Origin of the sequence: Bacillus sp. EKM208B, from assembly GCF_011800725.1 — a bacterium.
Lineage (GTDB): Bacteria > Bacillota > Bacilli > Bacillales > Bacillaceae > Bacillus > Bacillus velezensis.
Genome location: NZ_JAANHO010000006.1, coordinates 28,658 through 54,498, shown reverse-complemented (window position 1 = coordinate 54,498; position 25,841 = coordinate 28,658). Strand labels below are relative to the sequence as shown.

At 48.3% G+C, this 25,841-nt stretch carries 28 protein-coding genes; 3 read left to right on the top strand and 25 right to left on the bottom strand.

Translation table 11 applies throughout. The annotated features are described in order from the left end of the window. The first annotated feature begins 159 nt into the window (after positions 1-159). Positions 160-1,125 (top strand): 2-hydroxyacid dehydrogenase, encoded by a 966-nt coding sequence (locus G9F75_RS12190; RefSeq protein WP_014418962.1) that lies wholly within the window; start codon positions 160-162, stop codon positions 1,123-1,125. Positions 1,126-1,330: 205 nt separating this feature from the next. After that, entirely contained in the window at positions 1,331-1,720 is a 390-nt protein-coding gene (locus G9F75_RS12185; RefSeq protein ID WP_223204413.1) for a ribonuclease, read from the top strand. A gap of 60 nt (positions 1,721-1,780) precedes the next feature. Here G9F75_RS12185 and G9F75_RS12180 read toward each other — a convergent pair whose 3' ends face one another. From G9F75_RS12180 to G9F75_RS12080, 21 genes are all read right to left on the bottom strand, one after another. After that, entirely contained in the window at positions 1,781-2,527 is a 747-nt protein-coding gene (locus G9F75_RS12180) for an arylamine N-acetyltransferase family protein (protein ID WP_007407420.1), read from the bottom strand. A 24-nt stretch (positions 2,528-2,551) separates the two neighbouring features. After that, the gene (locus tag G9F75_RS12175; protein WP_012118534.1) at positions 2,552-2,809 is read right to left on the bottom strand and encodes an HPr family phosphocarrier protein; all 258 of its coding nucleotides are present in this window, start codon (positions 2,807-2,809) and stop codon (positions 2,552-2,554) included. A gap of 23 nt (positions 2,810-2,832) precedes the next feature. After that, positions 2,833-3,783, bottom strand: coding sequence for a DNA-binding protein WhiA (gene whiA, locus G9F75_RS12170; RefSeq protein ID WP_014418963.1), 951 nt, complete (start codon positions 3,781-3,783; stop codon positions 2,833-2,835). Between the two features lie 26 nt (positions 3,784-3,809). Next, positions 3,810-4,763, bottom strand: a complete 954-nt coding sequence (locus G9F75_RS12165; protein ID WP_014418964.1) for a gluconeogenesis factor YvcK family protein — start codon at positions 4,761-4,763, stop codon at positions 3,810-3,812. Continuing rightward, on the bottom strand, positions 4,760-5,647 hold the full coding sequence (gene rapZ, locus G9F75_RS12160) for an RNase adapter RapZ (RefSeq protein ID WP_012118535.1): 888 nt from the start codon (positions 5,645-5,647) through the stop codon (positions 4,760-4,762). The genes G9F75_RS12165 and rapZ overlap by 4 nt, the downstream gene beginning before the upstream one ends. A gap of 25 nt (positions 5,648-5,672) precedes the next feature. Beyond that, positions 5,673-6,140 (bottom strand): 8-oxo-dGTP diphosphatase, encoded by a 468-nt coding sequence (locus G9F75_RS12155; RefSeq protein ID WP_003151491.1) that lies wholly within the window; start codon positions 6,138-6,140, stop codon positions 5,673-5,675. A 273-nt stretch (positions 6,141-6,413) separates the two neighbouring features. Then, positions 6,414-7,364 (bottom strand): thioredoxin-disulfide reductase, encoded by a 951-nt coding sequence (gene trxB / locus G9F75_RS12150; RefSeq protein WP_007407423.1) that lies wholly within the window; start codon positions 7,362-7,364, stop codon positions 6,414-6,416. A gap of 206 nt (positions 7,365-7,570) precedes the next feature. Continuing rightward, positions 7,571-8,983 (bottom strand): peptidoglycan DL-endopeptidase CwlO, encoded by a 1,413-nt coding sequence (gene cwlO / locus G9F75_RS12145; protein WP_007407424.1) that lies wholly within the window; start codon positions 8,981-8,983, stop codon positions 7,571-7,573. 396 nt (positions 8,984-9,379) lie between these two features. Beyond that, positions 9,380-10,834 carry a tetratricopeptide repeat protein gene (locus tag G9F75_RS12140; RefSeq protein WP_021495253.1) on the bottom strand — a complete coding sequence of 485 codons (1,455 nt, stop codon included), beginning with the start codon at positions 10,832-10,834 and terminating at the stop codon, positions 9,380-9,382. 115 nt (positions 10,835-10,949) lie between these two features. After that, positions 10,950-12,011, bottom strand: a complete 1,062-nt coding sequence (locus G9F75_RS12135) for a sensor histidine kinase (RefSeq protein WP_022553845.1) — start codon at positions 12,009-12,011, stop codon at positions 10,950-10,952. Continuing rightward, complete coding sequence (locus G9F75_RS12130; RefSeq protein ID WP_012118540.1) at positions 12,008-12,685, bottom strand: response regulator transcription factor; 678 nt, start codon at positions 12,683-12,685, stop codon at positions 12,008-12,010. Before G9F75_RS12130 ends, G9F75_RS12135 begins: the two co-directional genes overlap by 4 nt. A gap of 36 nt (positions 12,686-12,721) precedes the next feature. After that, on the bottom strand, positions 12,722-13,336 hold the full coding sequence (locus G9F75_RS12125) for a hypothetical protein (protein ID WP_103526603.1): 615 nt from the start codon (positions 13,334-13,336) through the stop codon (positions 12,722-12,724). 87 nt (positions 13,337-13,423) lie between these two features. Further along, entirely contained in the window at positions 13,424-15,193 is a 1,770-nt protein-coding gene (locus tag G9F75_RS12120) for an ABC transporter ATP-binding protein (RefSeq protein WP_007407428.1), read from the bottom strand. A 211-nt stretch (positions 15,194-15,404) separates the two neighbouring features. Further along, positions 15,405-16,025, bottom strand: a complete 621-nt coding sequence (hisIE, locus tag G9F75_RS12115; RefSeq protein WP_021495256.1) for a bifunctional phosphoribosyl-AMP cyclohydrolase/phosphoribosyl-ATP diphosphatase HisIE — start codon at positions 16,023-16,025, stop codon at positions 15,405-15,407. Further along, the gene (gene hisF, locus G9F75_RS12110; protein ID WP_014418971.1) at positions 16,022-16,780 is read right to left on the bottom strand and encodes an imidazole glycerol phosphate synthase subunit HisF; all 759 of its coding nucleotides are present in this window, start codon (positions 16,778-16,780) and stop codon (positions 16,022-16,024) included. The genes hisIE and hisF overlap by 4 nt, the downstream gene beginning before the upstream one ends. Further along, complete coding sequence (gene hisA, locus G9F75_RS12105) at positions 16,777-17,514, bottom strand: 1-(5-phosphoribosyl)-5-[(5-phosphoribosylamino)methylideneamino]imidazole-4-carboxamide isomerase (RefSeq protein WP_021495257.1); 738 nt, start codon at positions 17,512-17,514, stop codon at positions 16,777-16,779. The genes hisF and hisA overlap by 4 nt, the downstream gene beginning before the upstream one ends. Then, a complete protein-coding gene (gene hisH / locus G9F75_RS12100; protein WP_094296325.1) occupies positions 17,511-18,149 on the bottom strand; it encodes an imidazole glycerol phosphate synthase subunit HisH in 639 nt (212 codons plus the stop codon). Before hisH ends, hisA begins: the two co-directional genes overlap by 4 nt. Next, positions 18,150-18,734, bottom strand: a complete 585-nt coding sequence (gene hisB / locus G9F75_RS12095; RefSeq protein ID WP_007614023.1) for an imidazoleglycerol-phosphate dehydratase HisB — start codon at positions 18,732-18,734, stop codon at positions 18,150-18,152. Then, positions 18,700-20,013 carry a histidinol dehydrogenase gene (hisD, locus tag G9F75_RS12090; protein WP_029973524.1) on the bottom strand — a complete coding sequence of 438 codons (1,314 nt, stop codon included), beginning with the start codon at positions 20,011-20,013 and terminating at the stop codon, positions 18,700-18,702. The genes hisB and hisD overlap by 35 nt, the downstream gene beginning before the upstream one ends. After that, complete coding sequence (gene hisG, locus G9F75_RS12085) at positions 20,010-20,651, bottom strand: ATP phosphoribosyltransferase (protein WP_012118547.1); 642 nt, start codon at positions 20,649-20,651, stop codon at positions 20,010-20,012. Before hisG ends, hisD begins: the two co-directional genes overlap by 4 nt. Beyond that, complete coding sequence (locus G9F75_RS12080) at positions 20,644-21,816, bottom strand: ATP phosphoribosyltransferase regulatory subunit (protein ID WP_022553850.1); 1,173 nt, start codon at positions 21,814-21,816, stop codon at positions 20,644-20,646. Before G9F75_RS12080 ends, hisG begins: the two co-directional genes overlap by 8 nt. 237 nt (positions 21,817-22,053) lie before the next feature. On the opposite strand from G9F75_RS12080, the gene G9F75_RS12075 reads away from it, so the two are divergent. Beyond that, complete coding sequence (locus tag G9F75_RS12075) at positions 22,054-22,779, top strand: C39 family peptidase (RefSeq protein WP_007614029.1); 726 nt, start codon at positions 22,054-22,056, stop codon at positions 22,777-22,779. A 16-nt stretch (positions 22,780-22,795) separates the two neighbouring features. Here the strand turns inward: G9F75_RS12075 and G9F75_RS12070 are convergent, their stop codons facing one another. From G9F75_RS12070 to hprK, 4 genes are read right to left on the bottom strand one after another with little or no spacing between them, the layout of a single operon-like run. Continuing rightward, entirely contained in the window at positions 22,796-23,314 is a 519-nt protein-coding gene (locus tag G9F75_RS12070; RefSeq protein ID WP_072177048.1) for an acyltransferase, read from the bottom strand. Between the two features lie 3 nt (positions 23,315-23,317). Further along, the gene (gene ppaX, locus G9F75_RS12065; protein WP_014418978.1) at positions 23,318-23,968 is read right to left on the bottom strand and encodes a pyrophosphatase PpaX; all 651 of its coding nucleotides are present in this window, start codon (positions 23,966-23,968) and stop codon (positions 23,318-23,320) included. Between the two features lie 25 nt (positions 23,969-23,993). Next, positions 23,994-24,809 carry a prolipoprotein diacylglyceryl transferase gene (gene lgt / locus G9F75_RS12060; protein ID WP_014418979.1) on the bottom strand — a complete coding sequence of 272 codons (816 nt, stop codon included), beginning with the start codon at positions 24,807-24,809 and terminating at the stop codon, positions 23,994-23,996. Positions 24,810-24,823: 14 nt separating this feature from the next. Then, positions 24,824-25,756: an HPr(Ser) kinase/phosphatase gene (gene hprK, locus G9F75_RS12055; RefSeq protein ID WP_003151456.1), complete on the bottom strand. Its 933-nt coding sequence runs from the start codon at positions 25,754-25,756 to the stop codon at positions 24,824-24,826. Positions 25,757-25,841 lie beyond the last annotated feature (85 nt).

Genomic DNA, 25,841 nt, shown 5'->3' with positions numbered 1-25,841 from the left:
TCTGTTATTGTTTGGAGAAATCAAGCATGTACATTTCTTTTCCTTTCATTTTAAGTTCAAAAGAACCAGAAATTTATCGTAATGCGTTTGAATATTTCTCACGTTACCGCTTCTCTTATATAATAAAATAGAGAAGAAAGACAAAGGAGGAGAAGCCCGTTGAAACCCTATGTATTCATCGCGAAACCGATACCGCCGGAAGTCGAACAAATGATAGGCGAGCATTGCCGATATGACATCTGGAAAGAAGATACCATTCCAAAAGAGGAACTGTACGAAAAAATGAAAGATGCTGAAGGGCTGCTGACATCCGGAACGGCGATTGACAGTGATTTACTGGATCACGCGCCGAAGCTGAAGGTCGTCAGCAATAATTCAGTCGGCTATGATAATTTTCATATTGAAGAAATGAAAAGACGCGGGGTTGTCGGCACTCATACACCGTACACCTTAGATGACACTGTCGCTGATCTGGCTTTTTCATTAATTCTGTCTTCCGCCAGACGGGTTGCCGAATTGGATCGATTCGTCCGCGCCGGCAAATGGGGAACCGTTGAGGAAGAATCTCTTTTCGGTATGGATGTCCACCATCAGACATTAGGAATTATCGGCATGGGCAGAATCGGTGAACAAGCTGCCAAACGGGCAAAATTCGGCTTCGACATGGACGTGCTGTATTATAACCGCAGCAGAAAACCGGACGCTGAGAAGGAACTCGGGGTTACATATGCCGACTTAGATACACTGCTGAAAACATCAGACTTTGTGCTGTTAATTACGCCGCTTACTGACGAAACGTATCATATGATGGGAGAGCGGGAATTTAAATTGATGAAAGATACGGCATGTTTCGTCAATATTTCCCGGGGAAAGACGGTTGATGAGAAAGCGCTCATCCGCGCATTGCAGGAGGGCTGGATAAAAGGCGCCGGTTTAGATGTGTTTGAAAAAGAGCCGATCGCCGAAGACAATCCGCTCCTGCAGCTGGAAAACGTCACATTGCTTCCGCATATCGGGTCAGCAACGGCAAAAATCCGCTTGAATATGTTCAAGCAAGCCGCACAAAACATGATTGACGCCGTATACGGAAAAACGCCGAAAAACCTCACGAAGGAATTTCAATGAGATGAAAAATCCCGGCCGTTTCAGCCGGGGTTTATTTTTTTGCTAGATCAAAAGTACTGTTTTTAAATTCTTTCTATTCCTTTCTCTCGATGCTGATACAATGAAAAGGAATCAGCTTCACATGATAAAAATGGGAGGTATTGCTTTGAAAAAACGATTATCGTGGATTTCCGTTTGTTTGCTGGTGCTGTTCTCCGCGGCGGGGATGCTGTTTTCCACGGCTGCCAAGACGGATACATCTTCTCACAAGGCGCACACTGAAGCACAGGTTATCAACACGTTTGACGGGGTTGCGGATTATCTTCAGACCTATCATAAGCTTCCTGATAATTACATTACAAAGTCAGAAGCACAGGCCCTCGGCTGGGTTGCATCAAAGGGGAATCTTGCAGACGTCGCTCCGGGGAAAAGCATCGGCGGAGACATCTTCTCAAACAGGGAAGGCAAACTCCCTGCCAAAAGCGGACGGACGTGGCGTGAAGCGGATATTAACTATACATCAGGCTTCAGAAATTCAGACCGGATTCTTTACTCAAGCGACTGGCTGATTTATAAGACGACAGATCATTATAAAACCTTTACAAAAATGAGATAAACACATACAAAAAACGGCTTCCCTGCGGAGGCCGTTTTTTTTGCAGAGAACCTGCGAGCTTCATATAAAATGAGCAGTAAATTTTTCTTCAAACTCTGACCGGTCTATTCTGCTGTTTTCCGCCGTGCCATCGTGTTTTTTTATTGTTATATTGCGTTCAGACAGAACCATGTGCCCTTCCGGTGTCCGCTTTGAAGCAAGCAGGCGTTTGTTGAAAGGAGAGCGTTCATGTTCAAAGATTGTTTGTTTCATAGACTTGAGGTCCTTTTCATCGATTTCTTCAAGCGAAAATGCGTAACCTGTCTGCCAGCCGTCCCCTTTGTTCATTTCAAGCAGGTATGTCCCGAATTCCGTCTCTTCTATCCTCACGCGGAACGCTCCGGCCGCTGATACCGTCTCGTCTCCCGACATCGGCACAGGCTGCATGGCGAGATTGAGGCCGAAGCCTGCATCAGCGATGTACTCATTCCCTCCGGCGGAAAGAAGTACGGCCGCATGTGTGCCGGGCAGCGCCCAGCCGTTTTTCCAGACCGTTCCGCGGATCAATTTGACATCAAATCCGGCATCTTTCAGGATGAAATAAAGCAGTCCGTTCAAGTCATAACAAAGGCCGCCATGAGGTTCCTTCACCATGTGCCGCCACAGTCCTTCTTTCGTGACGTCATATTCTTTTTTGGACAAAACCGCGCGATTTTCAAACGGAAACCGATACGCGAGCGCCTTTAAAAACTCCGGCAGGTTGCTGAAATCGAGGGAATCCTTTTCCCAGCCTATCGTTTGATAACAATCTTTCAGAAACTCATTCATCTTTCCGTCCCCCTTACAAAGTGTTTACACTTCTTCCTGCACATAAGCGGACAACTTTTCCAGCGCTTCCTTTTCATCATCGCCTTCAGCGATCAGAGTGACTTCCGTCCCCGTGCTGACCGCCAGGCTCATTAATCCCATAATGCTTTTGGCATTCACTTTCTTGCCGTTTTTCTCAAGAAACACATCTGATGCAAAGCGATTTGCCTCCTGTACAAACAATGCAGCGGGACGCGCCTGCAAACCCGTCTTTAAACGCACTTCCACTTTCTCCTGAACCATAAGATCTCCCCTTTTCTGTACGGTTATTTCAAAGTGATGCTTTGTCCTGTACGCAGCTGTTCTGCGATTTCATCGAGCTTTCTCAGCCTGTGATTGATGCCGGATTTGCTGATTCTCCCGCTTGCAACCATTTCCCCCAGTTCTTTCAGCGTGACCTCCTGATAATCAATCCGCAGCTGCGCAATTTCGCGAAGCTTTTCCGGCAGCGCTTCAAGACCGATCCGTTCATCAATGTATTTAATATTTTCCACCTGTCTGAGCGAAGCACCGATGGTTTTGTTTAAGTTTGCTGTTTCACAATTGACGAGGCGGTTCACTGAGTTTCTCATATCTCTGACAATCCGCACATCTTCAAAACGCAGCAGTGAATTGTGAGCGCCGATGACATTCAGAAATTCAGTGATTTTTTCCGCCTCTTTTAAATACGTAATATAGCCTTTTTTCCGTTCAAGCGTTTTGCTGTTCAGATGAAATTCATTCAGCAGCGCGCATAATGAATCATTATGTTCCTTATAAAGCGAGAAGATTTCCAAGTGGTACGACGAGGTTTCGGGATTATTCACAGATCCCCCCGCCAAAAACGCCCCTCTCATATAAGAACGTTTGCAGCAGCGTTTCGCCACCAGTTCCTCAGAAATATTCCGTTCAAATACAAAGTTCTCTCCGAGGATTTTCAATTCCTCTAAAATCAGCTTTGCATTTTCAGAAAAGCGCACAATATAAACATTATTTTTTTTCAGCCGCATTTTTTTTCTGACTAACAGTTCGACCGATACATCATATTGTTTCTTCAGCAATGTATAAATGCGGCGGGCAATCGCCGCATTTTCGGTTTGAACGTCAAGCACGAGATGGCGGTTTGAAAATGACAGGGAACCGTTCATCCGAATCAGCGCGGACAGCTCCGCCTTGGCGCAGCAGTCCTTCACTTCCAGATTCGTCAGTTCTTTTTTTGTTTCCGATGCAAATGACATATTAGCCACCTCATTTCAAAAGGCCTCTAGTCCCTTAATAAATCGACAAGAAGAGAAGCCACTTTATGTGTATCGTGACGGATTACGCCATTTTTATACGTGATAATCTGATCCCTGATGACCTCAAGCCCCATGGATTTCAGCTTTTCAATATTGAAGTCGACGGGCCGGGCCAGCTCTTTCGCATATTTGCTTTTGATTTCGTCAGGGATCTCCTCATTGTTGATTAAGATCGTGTCGATAAACGGCTGCTCCATATGATCGTTCAGCGCCTTGACATGGTCGGCCGCGCTGTATTGCAGCGTCTCGCCGGGCTGTGTCATGACGTTGCATATATATACTTTTTTGGCCGCAGCCTTGACGACTTCTTCTCCGATTTTCGGCACGAGCAGATTCGGAAGAATGCTTGTGTACAGGCTTCCCGGACCGATAATGATTAAATCGGCCTGACGGATGACGTCAATCGTTTCCGGGAGCGGATCAATTTTTTCAGGCGTAAGAAACACCCGTTTAATCCGCTGGCCGTAAGAAGGGATTGTCGATTCTCCGGAGACGACCTGCCCGTCCTCCATTTCAGCGTGAAGAACGACACTGGTGTTAGCAGCCGGCAGCACTCTGCCGCGGACATTCAGCACCTTGCTCATTTCGGTGACAGCGTGAAAGAAATCACCGGTTATATTTGTCATCGCTGCCAAAATCAAATTGCCGAGCGAATGTCCGGTTAAGTCGCTTCCTTTGTTGAAACGGTGCTGAAACAGATTTTCAACGAGCGGCTCAACATCTGACAAAGCGGCCAGTACGTTACGGATGTCACCCGGCGGCGGAATTTGAAGTTCATCCCGCAGACGGCCTGAACTTCCGCCGTCATCAGCAACTGTCACAATCGCTGTAATATCAACGGGCTTATGCTTTAACCCCCGAAGCAGCACGGACAGACCCGTTCCGCCGCCGAAGATTGCGATTTTCGGCTTCTTATTCATTTCCGGCTTCTCTTTTCAATGTCCCGGTGAGTGACATGAGTATAGAAATCTTTTTTAAAATAGTCAGCCAAATACTCAGCGAGCGTGACGGAGCGGTGCTGGCCGCCCGTACAGCCGATCGCGATGACAAGCTGGCTTTTACCTTCCCGCTTATAAGACGGAAGCATAAAGCCGAGCAGATCAACAAGCTTTTCAATAAACTTTTGTGTTTCGTTCCACTTCATCACATAGGATGACACTTCCTCATCTTTCCCCGTAAGCGGCCTCATGCTTTCAATGTAGAACGGATTCGGCAGAAACCTTACATCAAACACGAGGTCGGCATCTATCGGAAGCCCGTATTTGAACCCGAATGACATTACGTTCACTGTAAATGTTTCACCTTGGTTCGTGGCGAAATGCGCCACGATTTTTTCACGCAGATCACGCGGTTTCATATCCGATGTGTCATAAATCAGCTGAGAGCGCCCTTTCAATTCTTCAAGCAGCTGGCGTTCCAGCGCGATTCCTTCGAGAGGAAGCCCGGTAGCGGCCAGCGGGTGAGAACGCCTCGTTTCTTTGTATCTCGTCACAAGGATGGAATCCTTAGCGTCTAAAAAGAGAATGCGCGGTGTAATCCACGGATTTTCCGCCATTTCATCCAGCGCCTCAATCAGCCTGTCAAAAAACTCACGTCCCCGCAGATCCATGACAAGCGCGACCTTGCTCATTTTTGAACTTGATTCTTTCATCAGCTCCAAAAATTTCGGCAGCAAGGAAGGCGGCAGATTGTCGACGCAAAAATAGCCGAGATCCTCAAAGCTTTGAATGGCGACGGTTTTCCCCGCTCCAGACATTCCCGTAATGATGACGAGCTGAATATCATGGTTTTCATTCATACTCATCTTTCTCCCCCCTGCGGTCTTTCTTTTATTTGATAAGCTGCGGATCTAAACGATAGCTGAGCAGCTCGAAGTCCGGCGTATACGTAAAGGTGCCGTGCAAAAGCCCTTGGCCCTTGATCATAAAATCAAGGATATGCCCGTCTCCGGGGGCCATCGGAAGGCTGTGGATATCTTTTACGTCATGCCACTTCAGAACGCCTTCCTCTGATTCAGCGACATTCCGCCCCGTGTAGGAATCGGCGACGAAAGTAAACATCATCCACTCTGACACGATTTGTTCCTGTTCCTTAATAATAAAGGTAAACACGCCTTTTAACTGCGGATTCAGTATATAAATGCCCGTCTCTTCTCTGTACTCTCTGATGACGGAATCTCTGACGGACTCGCCGCTTTCCATCTTCCCGCCGGGCGCGACCCACCAGCCCCGTCTCGGCTTTTGGAGAAGGAGAACCTGATCATCTGTCTGCAGCACACAATTTGTCACTCTTTGCACAAGTACGTCACCTAACCTTCTCAACAAATCATCGTCTCTTCATTATACCGTTTCGGCATGTCTCTCACAATGCAGAGACACCGACATCCTTTTCTTTTATTTGACAGAAAACAGAAAATCGCAAAAAAAGGGCACGGATACTGGAATCCGTGCCAAAGTGTATTCATTAAAAAGGGGGTCAATTACTACATTCATCTTAAAACATCAGTATTTCACCCGTGTTACAGCGTAATTAAAACACAGTAACGATTCAAAAACTGAACATTACAGTGATTATTTAACGGTTTTGAGCGTTTCCTCAAGCTCTTCCACATAATGCTGAACACTTTGAGCCGCAATACTTCCGTCGCCTGTCGCCGTTACGATCTGGCGGAGCGTTTTTTCACGGATGTCTCCCGCGGCGAAAATGCCCGGAACTTTTGTCTCCATTTGAGCGTTTGTTTCAATGTAGCCTTCTTCATTTGTGATGCCCAAGTTTTCGAATGGTTTAGAAAGCGGAAGCATACCGATATAAATAAAGACGCCGTCAGCTTTGAATTCTTCCTCTTCTCCCGTCACGGTATCCACAAGAGTAAGTCTGCCGACTTTTCCGTTTTCCTCATGGATTTCTTTTACGGTTTTGTTCCATTTGAAGTCAATTTTCTCATTGTCAAAAGCACGCGCCTGAAGAATGCTTTGCGCCCGCAATTTGTCACGTCTGTGAACGATGGTGACTTTTGAAGCGAAGCGTGTCAGATAGACGCCTTCTTCAACGGCGGAGTCTCCGCCGCCGACAACGACAAGCTCTTTATTTTTAAAGAACGCGCCGTCACAAACCGCGCAGTACGATACGCCGCGGCCGCCCAGTTCTTTTTCGCCGGGAACGCCGATCTTTTTGTATTCCGCTCCGGCAGAAATGACGATGGCGCGCGCTTTATATTCTTTTGAACCGGCTTTGACCGTTTTATATTCTTTGCCGTCAACGATTTCTTTAATATCGCCGTACGCATATTCCGCACCGAATTTTTTCGCATGTTCAAACATTTTATTAGAAAGTTCAGGCCCGAGAATGCTTTCAAAACCCGGATAGTTTTCAACATCCTCCGTGTTGGCCATCTGGCCGCCCGGAATTCCTCTTTCGATCATTAATGTGGATAAGTTCGCTCGTGATGTGTAAACAGCAGCGGTCATCCCCGCCGGACCCGCGCCGATAATGATCACATCATAAATTTTTTCTTCTGACACCATGATTCACTCCTTTTCGAAATGGGGCGCACCCTATATGGATAAGAATCCCCATCAATCGTATTCCTTACCCATATCCTATTAAATCTGAGGGCAATTCGCTATTTTTTTGCTCATTTTTCTGAGAAACCATGATTAGTCGGCTCCTGAGCGGGTATACAAATAAAGAAAGAGCCTTCCGGGATAGAAGGCCCTTGTCTTATTCATTATTGCACGACACGTCTTACATTGCCGTTGAATGCTTTCTTCCAGTAAGGGTTGCTCATAGAATCAATGGATACACCGTGTGATGTATTATCGTTCAGGAACGTTCCGTTACCTAAGTAGATGCCGACGTGGCCGTTTGTTTTATACGTATTGAAGAATACTAAGTCTCCGCGTTTCATGTCAGACGCGCTTACTGCTTTACCTCTTCCGATTAATGTATCTGTGTTTGTGCCGCTTGCAGGTCCGAGGTTAACGCCTGCGTTAGCATAAGCCCAGCGTACGAATGAAGAGCAGTCAAAAATACGGTTGTTAATATCAGATTGAGTGCGTCCGCCGCCGAATTTGTACGGGGATTGACCCACAAGGCTTGAACCTACGCTGATCGCGCCTTCAATACCGCCTGAATTTGAAATAACAGATCCGCCGTCAGAATCATCTGAACCGCCGCTGTTATGAGATGATCCGCCTGAAGTGCTCTTCGGTTTGCTTGAGCTGTCAGATGAATCAGATGATGTTGAAACAGCCGCTTTTTTCACAGTTTTAACCGCCGGTGCCGGCTGGCTGTCATCTTTTTGGTTTTGGTCTTCAGAAGCTTTTTGCGCTTCTTCCTGTTTTTTGATCAGGGCAGCCGCTGCAGCCTGCTCAGCTTTAATGCGCTTCTGTTCTTTTTCAGTGTCAGCTTTTTCGTTTGCAAGCTTTGATGCTTCTTTTTTCAGATCAGAGATAGCGGAAGCCGCTTTTTTCTGTCCGTTTTTCGCTTCGTCAAAAAGCTTGTCTTTCTGATCAAGCTGTTTATTCAGGTCTTTTTGCATAGACTCGAGTTTCGCAAGATCATCTTGAACTTTTTTCAGCTTCACGTTAAGTTCAGCTTCTGCGTCTTCGAGTTTCGCTTTATCCTGCTCCTGCTGTTTGATCAGCTCTTTATCCGCATCAACGATAGAAGATACCGCAGTCGCACGGGAAATGAAGTCTCCGAAGCTTGTCGCCCCTAAAAGAACATCTATGTATCCTTGAGAACCGCCGTTTTCCTGTAAAGAACGAACGCGTTTTTTCAGGATTTCATTGCGTTTTTCAATACGCGCTTCTGTTTCTTTGATTTCTTTTTTCAAATCAGCGATCTGCTTTTTCGTTTTTTCGTTTTCAGCTTTTTTATCTTCGATTTTATTGCTTGTATCCAACGCTTTAGCGTTAATGTCTTTCAGTTCTTTTTCAATCTTAGCCTGCTTGTCCTGAAGCTTAGACAATTCTCTTTCTTTTGCTTCAAGGCTTGAAGCCACCTCAGATTGTTTGCTTTCAATTTTCGCTTTTTTGCTGTCTAATGTTTCCGCCGATGCAGTTTTTGTAAACGGGATCAAAAAACTGCTTGTCCCGATGACGGAAGCCAAACCAAGTGTTAATAAACTCTTTTTCACTTTTTCTTTCCTCCCTTTTACTTTAAACCTGTTCTCATTTGGAATTCTATTATGAACATCAAAGTTACGCTCCCTCACATACCCGTGAGGCTGATGATTTTTATGTATGAATCTTTAAATCTTTTAAATTGGTATAGATTATACAGCACATGTAAAATAAACTAATCTCTTATGTACGAGACTCATTATACCATCATGTTTCGACAATTTTTATTACAGTTATATTTCAATGTGATTGCAAATCTCATATTTTGCAAAATAAACGGTGATTACAGCCCGATTTCGATTCAAAAAGCAAAAAAATACGTATGAATACCTCTTTTTTCGGCGGTAAAGTTCTGTTTTGCCCCTTTCTGATAAAAAAAGAACCGACTCTTTATATAGAAAGAATCGGTTTTATTCTAATATATCATCTATTTGTCTGATGTATTTCGAAAGTGTTGCCGGCGTTATACCGTAAACGGCGGCCGTTTCTTTTTTCGTCGTTTTTTCGCCGTTTGCTTCTTTCCATACATATGCGATGGCTGCGGCCCACGCCCGCTCATTCTGTACGGCAGCGGCGGCGCGGATGTGCTGAATGACGTGAAAAACCCAGCAGCTCATGACGTCAGTTTTTAAACTGTCGGCTTCCGCTTTCTCCAGAAGCTTGACCGTCCGATACGTGAACAGCGCATCACCGGAAACGCCTGAAGCGCCTTTTTCACCGGAAAGCAGCAGTCTGACGAAATCTTGTTCAAACGGTGAAACGGCGCGTTTTGCCGTCAGAACTTTTTCAAGCTGGTTCCGCTCTCCTTCAGCGCTGCTGATATAATAGGCGGCAAGCCGCTGTTCAAGTGAAGCAGGCAGCGGTTCCTGCCGCTCCGCCCAAGGCGCGGGCCGGTCTGATTCGGGAAATTCGGCTTCTGCCTTTTTCCAAATGGTTTCCGCAAATTCTGTGCGGCCTGTCCCGTAGGCTGAGGCGGCAAGCCAGTAATAAAACGTGTCGTCGCCTTCGAACCCGCTTTTGTAAAGAGAACGGAGCCATTTATAACCGAGATCATGTCTGCCGACAAGCGCAAGCGTCGCCCCCAGCTTATAGCGCTGTTCGAATAAAATCGGATACACATTAGCGAGCCTTTCGCTCAATTCTCCGACTTTTTCATCTTCCCTCTCGTAATAGCAGAATACAAGGAGGTTGCACAGGGCATGGAGATTGCCTTCATTTTTCTCAAGCACTTCGAATACCGTTTGTTTCGCTTTTGTGACATTGCCTGAGTAAAAGTAAGCGAGCGCCAGGTTGTTGTATGCAGACCAAAGCTCGGGGTAATCGGCCGTAATCTCTTCAAGCATGACAACCGCTTCATGAAGCTGGCCGCTCTCAAGAAGCGTTTTTGCCCGGTCCTGCCTGATCAGCAGCTCATCCTGGTCATAGAGCGATTCGTCTTCACCCGCTTCGCCGAAATCCAAAAGCTCCATCAGATTTTCAATCTCTTCGCTGAATTCCCCGTCCGGATCGGCATCTGAATAAGCCGCCGCTTCTTTGTATGCTTCCTGAAAGAGCCCCAAATGCGCGAAATTATTCGCTTTAAAATAATGACACTCGGGCATTTCTTCTTTCAGGTTTACCAAAATAAAGTCGAACAGCTCATTTGACTGCTGGTAGTGGCCCATTTCAGAATAAATGACGGCCAGCCGGGACAGCATTTCGGAATCATTCGGCTCGAGGTGGACGGCCCGCTGAATCAGTTTGCTGGCCCGTTTTAAATTCCGCTCTTTATATGCTTTTAAGCCTTTATGAAAAAAATATTGTCCATCCTGAAGCAGCTGGACAATTTGCGCGTGCTTTTTCTGTTCAGAAGTGTGTTTTCCCACAAATATCCTCCGTTTTATACGTATTACCGTCAGTAGTATACCATAAAACGGTTTCGCCTCAATAGTTCAAAAGACAGGATCGGCTTCGTTTTTTACTGGCTGGTTCGACCAGATTTTAGCTGTTTTTCTCATGAGGATCGGCTGGAAGAATGACGCGGAAAAGGGTTCCTTCGCCGCGCTTGCTCTCAACCTCTATCGAACCGCCGTGCAGCTCTGCGATTTTTTGGGCGATGGACAGGCCGAGCCCGCTTCCCCCTTCGTTTCTCGCCTTGTCCGCTTTATAAAACCGTTCAAATACACGCTCCGCCTGTTCAGGCTCCATTCCGATTCCGTCGTCGGCGATTTCGACAGCCGCCGCTCCCGGCAGATCTGCAATTTTAACGGAAATGCGGCCGCCTTCACCGGTAAATTTTACGGCATTGTGAATCAGATTCATCCATACTTGGCTGAGCAGCGCTTCATCTCCGTACACATACGACTCCTGTAAATCAATGAGAAACTCAATCTGTTTGGCGGACCATTCAGGCTCACAGGTCAATATGGTGCGCCGCAGCTGTTTGTCAATGCGGAACGGTTTTTTTTGTATCGGTTCGGTTTGGCGTTCAAGCGCAGTGAGCTTCAGCAGATTTTCACTGATTTTTGATAATCGTTCTGTTTCTGTTTCGATGATGTGTAAGTAGCGCCCCCGCTCCTCATATGATAAATCCGGTTTTTTCAGAAGATGCGCGTAGCCCTTTAATGAAGTGAGCGGGGTTTGGATTTCATGGGAAACGTTCGAAATAAATTCTTGTTTCAGCTTTTCCATTTCACTCAGTTCCGCGGCGAGTGTCGACAGTTCATCAGCCAATTTCGTCACGGGGTGGTTCCGCTCAATCTTCTCCATTTTCCGGGAAGCGGCCGCTGTGAAGTTGCCGCTCGACATTTGCTTGATCGTGGCGGTCAGCGAATCCCAGATCGCATGATGTCTTTCACGTGCTGACTTTGAAAAAATAAACATCGTTACAAACAGCAGGCCGAAAACAAGCCAAAGCGTCAGAATCTGCTCGGCGTACGGCACAAGCAAAATCGGCCATATGAGACCGAATCCCTGAACGATCAGGTGAGCCGCCAGCCATAAGATTGCGGTGACGGTGAGAAGGATGATGATTTTCCCAGCCGTTCTGAAGATCCGTTTCATCCTGTCACCACAAACCGATACCCGAGCCCCCGAACCGTATGGATGGCAAACGGATAGTCTTTTTCCGGAAACCGTTCTCTCAGCCTTTTAATATGCACATCAACGGTCCGCTCGTCACCTTCATAATCAAAGCCCCAAATATCTTCTATTAATTGTTCTCTTGAAAACGTCTTATTCGGATAACCGGCGAGCTTAAATAAAAGCTCAAATTCACGCCGGGGCAGTGTCAATCCCGCTCCGCCGCCGCGCGTTACGGTGCGGGATTGCTTATCTAATGTGACCGTTCCGATGGTCAGCAGTTTTTCAGCGGTGATCCGGTACCGTTTCAGCAATGCTTTGACCCTTGCTTCCAGCTCAAGCGGCTCAAACGGTTTGACGAGATAATCATCCGCTCCGGAAGTAAAACCTTGCACTTTGTCCAGCGTTTCGCCTTTTGCCGTCAGCATCAAAATCGGAATGTCCGTAAAGCTGCGGACGGCTTCACTGACTTCAAACCCGTCCATTTTCGGCATCATCACATCCAGTATGATGAGATCTATAGGTGCGGATTCGATCAGCCGCACCGCCGCTTCCCCGTCTTCCGCTTCTGCGACGTCAAAACCGCTCTGCTCCATCATAAGGCGGACAAGCTCACGGATATGGCGGTCGTCATCCGCAACCAATATGACAGCCATGAAAATCCCTCCTTCTGCTTTTTTGCCTGTCTTCTTTTAATGAATCGACATGATGTCTATTAACCGTCTTATTTTTTCATTGTCTCCTGTATCAACAGACACTTTTTTTGTATGGCGGATCATCTCTTCCGTCACTTCTTTCATTACGCCTTGATCAGTATCTTCACGAGACTCCCAGCGCAAAGGAACATTGTATACCTGAATGGTGCCGTCGCCGTTGCTGCTGTAAGTGACTGACCCATCGATTAACCGGGAGCCTGCTAACTGCGTAACATCTTCCGGATAGCGGGCGCTCGTGTGATCGTCAGGGTTGACGAGTGCTCCGGCCGGAATGCGGCGAACGTTCAATTCATCTATCTGCTGATTTTCCCCAAGCTGCAGCCAGATGCGGGCATATTCAATTTGCAGAGGAGAATAATCTGTCGACATGTTATCCGGTTCGCTTTTGTCCGCAGAGACGTGATGTGAATCTTTGTTTACGGGTTCGTTTTTTTCTGCCGCTGATGCTGTTTCAGCCTTGTTGATGCTGCTTCCCCCGGCCGGACTTGAAGAATGGCCTGGCTCATCATCGTTACCGCCCGTACACCCGGCAGTCATGAATACGAGCAGTACGGCCGCGTGACAATAAAAAATCTTTGTGCGTTTTTTCATGATTTAACCTCCGCTTTCTATGAACAGAACTCCGTCTACAAAATAAAAAGCAGCTTTTTCAGCTGCTTTTATTCATAAAGTCTTGCTTTACACAGCTTTGTTTTCTAAGTCGGCATTCAGCTTCAGCTGCTGCTCCGCAAAATCGCGGTACAGCGAATGGGATGCCATTAATTCATGGTGTGTGCCCCGTCCGGTGATTTCACCCTGTTCGACAAAGAGAAGCTGATCTGCATCCACAACCGTGGATAAACGGTGGGCGATCACGATGGTGGTGCGGCCTTCCATTAGAACTTCCAGCGCCTGCTGCACCCATTTTTCAGATTGGCTGTCCAGACTTGATGTCGCTTCATCAAGCATCAGAATGCTCGGGTTGCGAAGGAGCGCTCTGGCAATAGCGATGCGCTGGCGCTGTCCGCCTGACAGCATAATTCCCCGCTCACCGACCTCGGTTTCAAATTTCTTCGGTAAGTCTTCAATAAATTGCAGGGCGTAGGCCATGTCAGCCGCTTGCCTCAGTTCCTCATCAGTCACCTCGCGTTTTAATCCGTAGCAGATATTGTCGCGGATGGTGCCTGACATTAACGGGCTTTCTTGCGACACGTAGCCGATATGCTCCCGCCATGACTCAAGGGAATACGCATCAATCGGTTCATTTCCGAGCAGGATGCTGCCCGCAGTCGGATTGTAGAATCGTTCAAGCAGCTTAAATAACGTTGTTTTTCCGCCGCCGCTCGGTCCGACGATCGCGGTGACTTTGCCGGCCTCAATCGTAGCCGTAATGTCTTTTAAGATGGTTTGATCTGTTTTGTAGCCGAATGAGACTTGTTCAAGCTTAATCGGCTGATCCGCGTTTTCAATGGCTTTTCCGGTTTGGATATCTTCTTCTTTTTCTGCAAGAATATGAATCATCCGCTCCGTTGCGCCGACGGATTTTTGAAGCTGTGTGAAAAATGAAGTGATCTGGCCCATCGGCATAATGATCTGAAACAAATACAGAATAAAGGCAACGAGTGCGCCGGCTGTCAATTCACCGGATGACACCTGCATCCCGCCGTATCCGATGACAGCGACCAGCGCCGCCATTAATACAAGTGTAATAAGCGGGCCTACGAGCGACTGCACCTTCGCTTCACGCAACCCGAGTTTAAAGAGCGCCATAATGCCTGCTTTTCCGCGTCCGTATTCCGCTTCTTCAGCGTTTGAGGCTTTTACAAGCCTGATTTCCGGGAGGATGTGGTTTAATAATCCGGTGAATCTCGCCGTTTCATCCTGTGTTTCCCGAGAAATTTTAAACATTTTCCGGCCGATCGGCACTAAAATCACCGCAGCCAGCGGCACGACGATCAGCACGAGCAATGTCAGCTTCCAGTTCATGAAAAATAAGATCGTCAGTGATCCGATAACGGAAATGATTCCGGTAATAAATCCGCTGATATTGTTTGTGATCAGCTCTTTTACCACCATTGTGTCATTGGTGACACGGCTGATCGTTTCTCCCGTGGCGTTTTTGTCAAAATAAGAGACGGGCAATTTAATTAATTTCTGCCACAACAAATCACGCAGTCCCGAGATGATTTTCTGGCCGCTGTAGTTCAGGGCGTAGGTGGCGTAGGCGCTTAATGCGGCCTGTACGATAAACACGGCTGCGATAATTCCGATTTGCACGCCTGACAGCGACGACATGGAAAAGCCGTCAACGAGCTGCTTTGTCAATAGCGGAATCAGCAGGCTGACGAGCGTTGTCACAATACTGAGAGACAGCGCGAAGGCCAGCATACCGTACGATGGTTTTGTTTTTTTGACTAATGAAAAAAATGAGCTGAATTTCCCTTTAGGTTTTGGTTGTTTATTCGGCATATGTTTTCCTCCTATATCACTGTTTATACTATAACGGATGTGCATGAACGGAATATGAACAAAACGTACATTTTTGACAAAAACCAAAATAAACTCTATTAGTCAATATTATCAAATTCATCTGCCTCCGGTTGCGGAAATAAGGAATATTTAATTGAATGTTTAAGTTTGACAGATTAAAAACCTCACGGATCTCTCCGTGAGGTTTGTTTTACTCAGATGCTGAATGGCGTTTTGCAAGGACGTCAAGCACGTCGTCCAAAGGAAGCGACTGCTCACGCAGAAGAACGAGCAAATGATACAGCAAATCTGCCGCTTCCCATTTTAATTCTTCATGGTCGCGGTTTTTTGCGGCGATAATAACCTCTGCGGCTTCCTCGCCGACTTTTTTGAGGATTTTATCGACGCCTTCCCGAAACAGGTACGTTGTGTAGGCTCCGTCAGGCATCTCCGCCTGCCGTTTGGCGATTACGCTTTCCAGTTCGTTTAAGATGCCGAAACGATCCTGCGCGTCCGCTTTTTCCGGAGAAAAGCAGCTGTAACTTCCTTTATGGCAGGCGGGTCCTGAGGGCTCCGCAAGCACGACGAGGGCATCTTGATCGCAGTCATAACGGATGGCTTTCACCTTTTGGGTATTCCCTGATGTCGCTCCTTTATGCCACAGCTCCTGCCGTGAACGGCTGTAAAACCAGGTTTCTTTCGTTTCTATCGTTTTTTCGTAGGATTCACGATTCATATAAGCCAGTGTCAGCACTTCTTTGCTTGCCGCATCCTGTACGATGGCGGGAATCAGTCCGGCCTCGTCAAACCGCAGTTCATCTGCCCGTTTCATCTCACATTCACCCCGTGTTTCTTCATATAATCTTTCACTTCTTTTATAGATGTCTCTTTGTAATGGAAAATGGAAGCTGCAAGCGCGGCGTCCGCTTCACCGATCGTGAAGGCTTCAAGCATATGGCGCGCGCTGCCGGCTCCCCCTGACGCAATGACGGGCACCGGGACGGCACGTGTGACAAGCTGTGTGAGCGTATGATTAAAGCCTGTTTTCTCACCGTCTGCGTCCATGCTTGTCAGCAGGATTTCGCCCGCTCCCCGGCTGACGGCTTCTTTTGCCCAGGCCGTGACTTCCCAGTCGGTTTTCTGTCTGCCGCCGTGTGTGTACACTTTATAGCAATCCGAATCTTCGTCATACTTTGCGTCAATCGCCGCGACGATGCATTGCGAGCCGAAAAAATCCGCTCCTTCCGTAATCAGCTCGGGGCGGAGGACGGCCGCTGTATTAACGGATACCTTGTCAGCGCCGGCGCGAAGCATTCGTTTCATATCGCTTAATTGATTAATTCCGCCGCCGACCGTAAACGGAATCGCCAGTTTTGCCGCAACCTGTTCTACAACGTCTGTCATCGTCTTGCGGCCTTCGTGAGAGGCGGAAATGTCGAGAAAAACAAGTTCGTCAGCGCCCTCCCTGTCGTAAGCTTCGGCCAGCTCGACAGGATCGCCCGCATCTTTCAGCCCGAGAAATTGTATGCCTTTGACGACGCGTCCTTCTTTCACATCGAGACACGGAATGATTCGTTTCGTGATCATGCGTCCTTCACCCCGCTGAGCGCTTCAGCCAATGTAAATTGTTTTGTATACAGCGCTTTTCCGATAATCGCTCCCGATACGCCCGCGTCTTTGAAGCGGGCCAGTGCTTTGAGATCGGCGACTGAGCTGACTCCGCCTGAAGCGATGACGGTTTTTCCCGTTGCTTTTGCGAGCTGAACGGTGCTTTCGATGTTCGGTCCTGACAGCATGCCGTCAGTTGCAATATCCGTGAAAATGAAGGTTTCCGCTCCTTCGGCCGCCAATTCACGGCCCAGATCGGCCGCTCTTACCGAGGATGTTTCCAGCCAGCCTTCCGTCGAGACATATCCGTTCCTTGCATCAAGGCCGATCGCGATTTTGCCGCCGTATTGTTTCAGCATGCTCTTCACAAATGCCGGATCGGATACGGCCGAGCTGCCGAGAATGACGCGATCAACGCCTTGTGATAAATAACCGTACACATCCGCTTCAGAACGGATCCCGCCGCCGATCTCGACTTTGACATCAAGCTGCCGCGCAATGTCAAGAACATGCCTGTCGTTTACTTTCCTGCCTGCTTTCGCGCCGTCAAGATCCACGAGATGAATCCATTCGGCACCTTCTTGTGCAAATTGCGCCGCCATGTCTAAAGGAGAGTCACCGTATATCGTTTCCTTGCCGTAATCGCCTTGGATGAGGCGGACGCATTTGCCGTCTCTCATATCGATTGCCGGATATAATGTAAAAGCGTTCATTTCTTCACCTTCTGTTCCGCTGCCATTTTTGTAAATTGCGTTAAGATCGCCATTCCGGCCGTACCGCTTTTTTCCGGGTGAAACTGGGCACCGAAGACATTGCGTTTCCCGACGATGGCCGGAACACGAACGCCGTACTCAGCGCTTGCCAGAAGATCGCCGTCTTCCATCCCGTCTATATAATAGGAATGGACAAAGTAAACGAAGCCTTCTTCCGCTTCCGAAAGCAAAGGAGACGTTTGGTGAAACGTCAGCCGGTTCCAGCCCATATGCGGCACCTTCAGCTTTTTTCCTTCGGCATCTCTGTCTTTGAGTCTCACAGCTTTTCCGGCTAATAAACCAAGTCCTTTTGCAGAACCGTTTTCGGTGCTTTCTTCGAAAATGAGCTGCATGCCGAGGCAGATGCCGAGGAGCAGCTTCCCCTCTTCAACCATACGGTGTATGAATTGATCAAGCTTCGTGCTGCGTAAATTGTCCATGGCGTCACTGAACGATCCGACACCGGGAAGAATAAAAGCATCCGCTTTTTCAAGCTCTTCCGGCCGGTCTGATACGACATACGGGACGCCGACGCGTTCCAGCGCCTTCGACACGCTGAATAAATTGCCCATACCGTAATCAATTACACCGATCATTTACAGCATTCCTTTCGTAGACGGCACACCCTTGACGCGCGGATCAATGGATGACGCTTCATCAAGCGCTCTGCCAAGCGCCTTAAACACGGCTTCTATCATATGATGGGTATTCGTGCCGTAATGAACGATGACGTGCAGATTCATTCTCGCTTCCAGCGCCAGTTTCCATAGAAATTCATGTACCAGCTCGGTATCAAACGTTCCGACTTTCGCTTGCGGAAATGCAGCGCGCATCTCAAGGTGCGGCCGGTTGCTCAGGTCTACGGCGACTTGGGCGAGCGCTTCGTCCATCGGCACAAGCGCTGATCCGTACCGTTTGATCCCTTTTTTATCACCGAGCGCCTCCAAAAAAGCCTGCCCTAAACAGATGCCGATATCTTCAGTCGTATGGTGATCATCTATCTCCGTATCGCCTTTTGCGTCAACAGTTAAATTGAATTGCCCGTGCTTTGTGAACAAATCAAGCATATGAGTCATAAACGGCACATCCGTGCTGATGTCGGCTTTTCCTTCTCCGTCTATTTCGAAAGCCAGCTTAATATCGGTCTCATTTGTTGTTCTGGCGCGTTCCGCTTTTCTCATCGGTCATTCCTCCGTTTCTCGCTTCAATCGATCTTGCGTGCGCTTCAAGCCCTTCCAGTCTCGCAAAGGCGGCAATGCTGTCTGCGTGCGTTTCAAATGCCTTCCGGCTGTATGAGATGATGCTCGATTTCTTTTGAAAATCTGTTACATTCAACGGGCTTGAAAACCGCGCCGTTCCGTTTGTCGGCAAAACGTGATTCGGTCCGGCAAAATAATCGCCGACCGGTTCAGCGCTGTATCGTCCTAAGAAAATCGCCCCCGCGTGTCGGATGCTTCCAAGCAAAGCCTCCGGCGAATGCGTCATGATTTCTAAATGCTCGGGCGCCAGCGCATTCACCGTGTCCACCGCATCTTCCATCGATTCCGTAATATAAATGCGGCCGTGATCCCTGATCGACGCTTCGGCGATTTCCTTACGCGGCAGCGTCTGAAGCTGTTTATTCACCTCATCTGATACGGCTTCGGCAAGCTTCCGTGAGTCGGTGACAAGCACGCTTGAGCTGAGCGTATCGTGTTCGGCCTGTGAAAGCAGGTCAGCAGCGACTTCTTTGGGCACCGCCGTATCGTCTGCCAGGACCACGATTTCACTGGGCCCGGCAATCATGTCAATATCCACAACGCCGAAGACTTCCCGCTTCGCGAGTGCTACAAATATATTGCCGGGGCCCGTGATCTTATCTACAGGCTGTATCGTTTCCGTTCCGTAAGCGAGCGCGGCAATCGCCTGCGCGCCTCCCGCTTTGTAAATTTCCTTTATGCCGAGCTCAGACGCCGCCGCCAGAACGCCCGGTGAAAGGCGGCCGTCTTTTCCCGGAGGACTGACGAGAACGATCCGTTCCACTCCCGCAGCGAGAGCGGGGATGACATTCATTAAAACGGAAGACGGATAAGCGGCCGTCCCGCCCGGCACGTATACGCCCGCGGAATCGAGCGCCGTTATTTTCTGCCCGAGCATCGTACCGTCATTGCGATGGTAAAACCAAGAAGATTGCAGCTGGCGTTCGTGATATTCTTTAATATTGGCAATCGCCTGTCTGATCACTTCCAGCAGCTGATCATCAAGCAGACGGTACGCCTCGGTGACTTCCTCTGCACTCACGGCCATTTGGTTCAGGCTGATGCCGTCAAATGTTTTTGTATAGGCCAAAACGGCTTTGTCACCGTTTTGTCTGACGTCTTCAATAATCCCCCTGACGGTTTTCCGCTGCTCTTCGGTTCCGCTGTCGATGGAACGCTTCAGTGAGAACCGCTCGCTTCTTTTTACTGCGGTTATTTTCATTGTGCCGTTTCTCCTTCCACAACCCTGGCCAGCCTGGCCGCCATTTCGTCGATTACATCATCCTTCATGCGGTAGCTGACCGGATTGACGATAAAACGCGATGTGATGTCACAAATATGTTCTGATTCAACGAGACCGTTTTCCTTTAATGTCCGCCCGGTTGATACGATATCGACGATTCTGTCAGCAAGGCCGATTAAAGGCGCCAATTCAATCGAACCGTTCAGCTTAATGATTTCCACCTGCTCGCCCTGCTCTCTGAAATAACTTGACGCAACATTCGGATATTTCGTCGCAATCCTCGGGGCGACTCCGTTCCAATCCGCTCCGGGAAGCCCCGCAACGGCGAGATGGCATTTGCTGATTTTCAGATCGAGCACCTCATACACGTCACGCTCTTCCTCAAGCATGACATCCTTTCCGGCAATACCGGCATCAGCGACGCCATGCTCGACATAAGTCGTCACATCCATCGGCTTTGCCAGAATAAAGCGGAGATTTTCTTCAGGAACGTCAATGATCAGCTTTCTCGATTCTTCAAACTCCTCGGGGAGCCTGTACCCGGCCTGCCGCAGCAACCCGGCCGCTTCTTCGAATATCCGTCCTTTTGGCATTGCCATTGTGAGTACCTTACCCATTCTGCTCTTCCTTTCTTGCACCGATAAAGTATGTGACGTTTACGAATGATTTTGTCATATGATCGATATTTTCAATGCCCGCTAAATCCTGCAGGACGACTTTTCTGCCTCTCGCCCTTTCTTCCTCCGCGAATAAAATGGCCTGCGCCCGCTGCTCCTTGCTGAAAATCACAGCGTCCGCTTCACTAGTTTCTTCCTGGATGCCGAGCGCTTCAATCAGCCTGTCGATACGGAGCCCGAAACCCGTGGCGGGAGCGGGACTGCCGAAATGGCCGAGAAGATTGTTATAGCGTCCGCCGCTTCCGATGACGAAACCAACATTTGCCGCGTACACTTCGAATAAAATTCCCGTGTAATAACTCATATGGCTGACCATATTCAGATCAAGGCGAATATGCTCGGCACACCCGTAATCCTCAAGAATGTCCCACAGGTCTTCCAGCTCCTGAATCAAGCTTTGTCCGGAGATGCCGATGATCTCCTCCGCCTTGGCGCAGATTTCTTTCCCGCCTCGCAATTCCAGAAGTGCGAGCAGCCGGCTTTTGTCTATTGAAGAAAGCGGAAGCGATTTGACATGTTCCCTGTATCCCACGTAATTCTTTTCAAAGAGAAAGCGCCGCAGAACATCCGCCCGCTCGGCATTGCCCAAAACCTCGACAAACAGCTCATCAGCGAGTCCGGCATGGCCGATCGCGATTTTAAACCGGTGCAATCCCGCGTTTTTCAAAGCGCCGGCCGCCAGCGCAATCACCTCGGCGTCCGCGCTTGTTGATCCGTCGCCGATCAGCTCCGCGCCGACCTGTTCAAATTCTGCCGGACGTCCGCCTTCCCGCTCCTGAGCGCGATAGACGCTTGCCGCGTACCCCGCTCTGAGCGGATGATTGTGTTTGTGCAGCTTAGACGCCGCCACCCTGGCAATCGGTCCGGTCATGTCAGGCCGAAGCACAAGCGTTTTTCCGTCCTGATCGAGAAGCTTAAATAGCTGCTGTTCTTCAATAGCTGACTGGACGCCTACTGTTTCATAAAATTCAAGGGTCGGCGTCTCCATAAACTGATAGCCCCATTTATCAATTAAATCCGTCAGTGTGGAACGGACTTTTTTCTTGGCTTCGTATAAACCGGGCAGCGTATCTCTCATGCCATGCGGTTTCTCAAACATAAACATTTGCCTCTTACACCTCCGCTTTGTCTGAAGGAAAATTCCGAATCCTTTAGTTCGCTAATATGATAATATGTTAGCAGATAAAAGAATGAATTGCAACGCCCAATGTCCGCCTATTCTTTTCCATAAACATGGCTAAAGAATGAACAAACATGTAAACATACCGGAACGATCGAATCATATTGAGCAGAAGTGCTATAATACATAGAATAGCTTCATCAGAAACAAGGGAGAGTAATAATGAAGACGCTTGGAACATTATGTGTGCTGATTCTGACAGCCATCCTTGTCTATCTCGGGTATAACATCTATACAAACGATATTCATTTGAATTTTTTTAATCAGCAGTCCGACGAGCCTGATGAGAAAACACCGTTAAAAGGGAGCGCGTCACCGCTGAATGTCGTTCTGTACAGACAGATGGATTCTCCCAGACTGTACAATGGCTGTGAGGTGACAAGCCTTGCCATGATTTTGAACAATGCCGGATATCATGTGTCAAAAAATACATTGGCGGATAAAATCAATAAAGTTCCGCTCACATACAGCAGCGGGCTGAAGGGAGATCCGAATGAAGGATTTGCAGGAGACATGGAAAACGGCCCGGGTTTAGGCGTTTATCATGAGCCGATTGATAAACTTGCCAAAGAATATGCGGGAAACAAAGTATACGATCTGACGGGAAAAGACATTTCTTCAGTGTACCGCCAGCTTGAAAAAGGGCGGCCGGTCTGGGTGATTACCACCACATCCTTTAAGCCGGTTGATAATATGCAGACTTGGAATACGCCGAACGGAAAGATCGACATTACGTTCAGCATGCATAGCGTAGCCGTCACCGGTTATGATCACGATTATGTATACGTTAATGATCCTTACGGCTATAAAAACAGAAAAACAGACCGGTCTGACTTTGAAAAAGCCTGGAAGCAGATGGGCAGCCAGGCCATTGTGATCAAGTCATAAAAAAACCCCGCTGACGTTAATCAGCGGGGTTTTCCATTCGTTTTTTCATTTCTTCGTCCGTATAGATCACCTGCATCGGATTTCCTCCGACAAACGCCCCGGCCGGGACATCTTTGTGCACCAGCGTGCCGGCTGATACAACGGCTCCGCTCCCGATGGTGACGCCGGGCAGAATGGTTGTGTTTGCCCCGATCATCACCTCGTCACCGATTGTGACAAAACCGGTCCGGTACTCATGTATTAAGTATTCATGAGCCAAAATCGTCGTATTGTAGCCGATGATGCTGTTTTTTCCGACAGTGATTTTTTCGGGAAACATGATATCCGGCATCACCATCAGCGCGAATGACGTCTGTTTTCCGACATTCATTTTCAAAAAGGTTCGGTACAGCCAGTTTTTCACGCTTAAAAACGGCGTATACCTTGCGATCTGAATGATGATGAAATTTTTCATCACCTTCAGAAAGGGAACCGTCTGATAAACATGCCACAATGAATTTGCACCTGCAACCGGATGGCGGTCTGTTTTTCTCACGGATTACTTCACTCCGGTGATGTGCAATAAATCACTCATTTTCTCGAGCATATAATCGGGTTCATAGGCGGAAAGCGTCTGTGCGCCTTTAATCGTCCACGCGACGCCGGCTGTTTTCGTGCCGGCGTTTTTTCCCGCCATGACATCGTGATAATTGTCACCGACCATTAGGGCTTCCGACGGATCGCACCCCAGCCGGCTGAGAGCAAGCCGCACAGGCTCGGGGTCAGGCTTCGGATGCTTAACATCATCAAGCGTGACGACAGTATCGAAAAACGCCCCGATGCCTGTCAGCTTCAATCCCATATTCACTGTATCCCTCAGCTTTGTGGTGACAATCCCGAGCTGATAGCCCGCTTTTTTCAATTCATCAAGCGTTTCATAAACCGTTTCGTACTCCGTGACGAGCTCATCGTGCTTTTCATGGTTGAATGCTCTGTACATACTGATCATCTCATCGCACTTTTCAGCATTAATGCCTGAAAACGTTTCATACAGAGGCGGGCCGATAAACGGAAGCACATCTTCCCTTTTGAACTGCCCCGGGCAATAATGATCAAGCGTATGAAGGTAAGAAGCGATAATCAGTTCATTCGTGTCAATCAGCGTGCCGTCGAGATCGAATAAAATGGCGGTTACACGTTTATCAGTCATCTTATGTCCTTTCCGATTTCAGGCGTCAGTCCGTGTCGGCATACCGCTTATCGGCATACCCCTTCATGCGTCTGAAAATCATTAAAATAATCGCAAGTACAATCAGCACAATGGAAATGACCTGCGCGATCCGAAGCTGGCTCGTAAGCATCAGGCTGTCCGTCCGCATTCCCTCAATAAAGTATCTGCCGATTGAATACCAGATCACATACGTCAAAAACAGATCGCCCCTGCGCAGGTTCACGCGGCGGAGCAGAAGCAGAATCACGACGCCCGCAAAACTCCACAGCGATTCATACAAAAACGTCGGGTGATAATATTGTCCGTCTATGTACATCTGATTAATGATGAAATCCGGAAGATGCAGACTTTCCAAAAATGACCGGCTGACCGCTTCACCGTGAGCCTCCTGGTTGATAAAGTTCCCCCAGCGCCCGATGGCCTGGCCGAGCAGAATACTCGGCGCGGCAATATCCGCCAGCTTCCAGAATGAGATGCCTCTTACTTTTGAAAAGACAATTCCCGTTGCGATCGCGCCGATTAATCCGCCGTGAATCGCAATGCCGCCTTTCCAAGTTTTAATGATTACCCCGGGGTGTTCCGAGTAATAGCTCCACTCGAAAAGCACATAATATGCCCTTGCGCAAATGATTGCGATCGGGATGGCGAAAAGAACAAGATCAATAAAAATGTCCTTATTCAGCCCCCGCTTTTCACTCTCCCTCATGGCCATCCAAAGCCCTAATAACGCGCCCGCGCCGATAATGATTCCGTACCAGTGCACGGATAAAGGCCCGAGCTGAAAGGCAATCGGATTGATTGGTGTTCCTGCTTCATTCATATCATTGCCAACTCCTATTCGTCTTGTTCGCCGTCCTCAATGACATCCGCCAGCTTATTCGTGAATTGCTCGGCAGCATTCAAGCCCATCCGCTTCAATCTGAAGTTCATCGCCGCAACTTCGATAATAACGGCGAGATTCCGCCCCGGGCGAACGGGAATGGTCAGTTTTGTAATTTCCGTATCAATGATTTTCATTTTTTCTTCTTCAAGTCCGAGACGGTCGTATTGTTTCCCTTGCTCCCAAAGCTCAAGGTCCATGACGATTGTAATTCTTTTATTGCTTCTGACGGCGCCCGCTCCGAACAGCGTCATGACATTTATAATGCCGAGCCCCCTGATTTCGAGCAGATGCTCAATCAGATCAGGCGCGTTCCCGACAAGGGTATCCTGATCCTCCTGCCGGATTTCAACGCAGTCATCCGCGACAAGACGATGGCCTCGTTTGACAAGCTCCAGCGCCGTTTCACTTTTACCGACGCCGCTTTTTCCCGTAATGAGCACGCCGACGCCGTATATATCCACAAGTACGCCGTGAATGGCCGTTGTCGGCGCGAGACGGCTCTCAAGAAAATTCGTCAGCCGGCTTGACAGCCTGGTTGTTTTCAGAGGGGATCTGAGCACAGGCACGCCGTTTTGCTCGGAAGCTTCTACAAGCTCCGGCGGGATCGGCATATCTCTGGAAAGTATGATAGCCGGCGTCACATCGGTGCACAGCGATTTCATCCGCTGTTTCTTATCTTCCTCGGGAAGCTGATCAAAAAATGACAGCTCCGTTTTTCCTAAAAGCTGCACCCGTTCTCTCGGGTAATATGTAAAATAACCGGCGATTTCAATACCGGGCCGTGATAAATCACTCATCGTAATCGGGCGGTTAATCCCTTCTTCTCCGCTGATCAATTCTAAATGGAACTGCTCCATTACGTCTTTGGTCCGAACCTTTGCCAAGATATGTTCCTCCTGTTCTGGGATGTTCCGAGCTTTGAACAGTTATATTTTATCACTTTACCGTCTGAACCAAAACAGATTTATA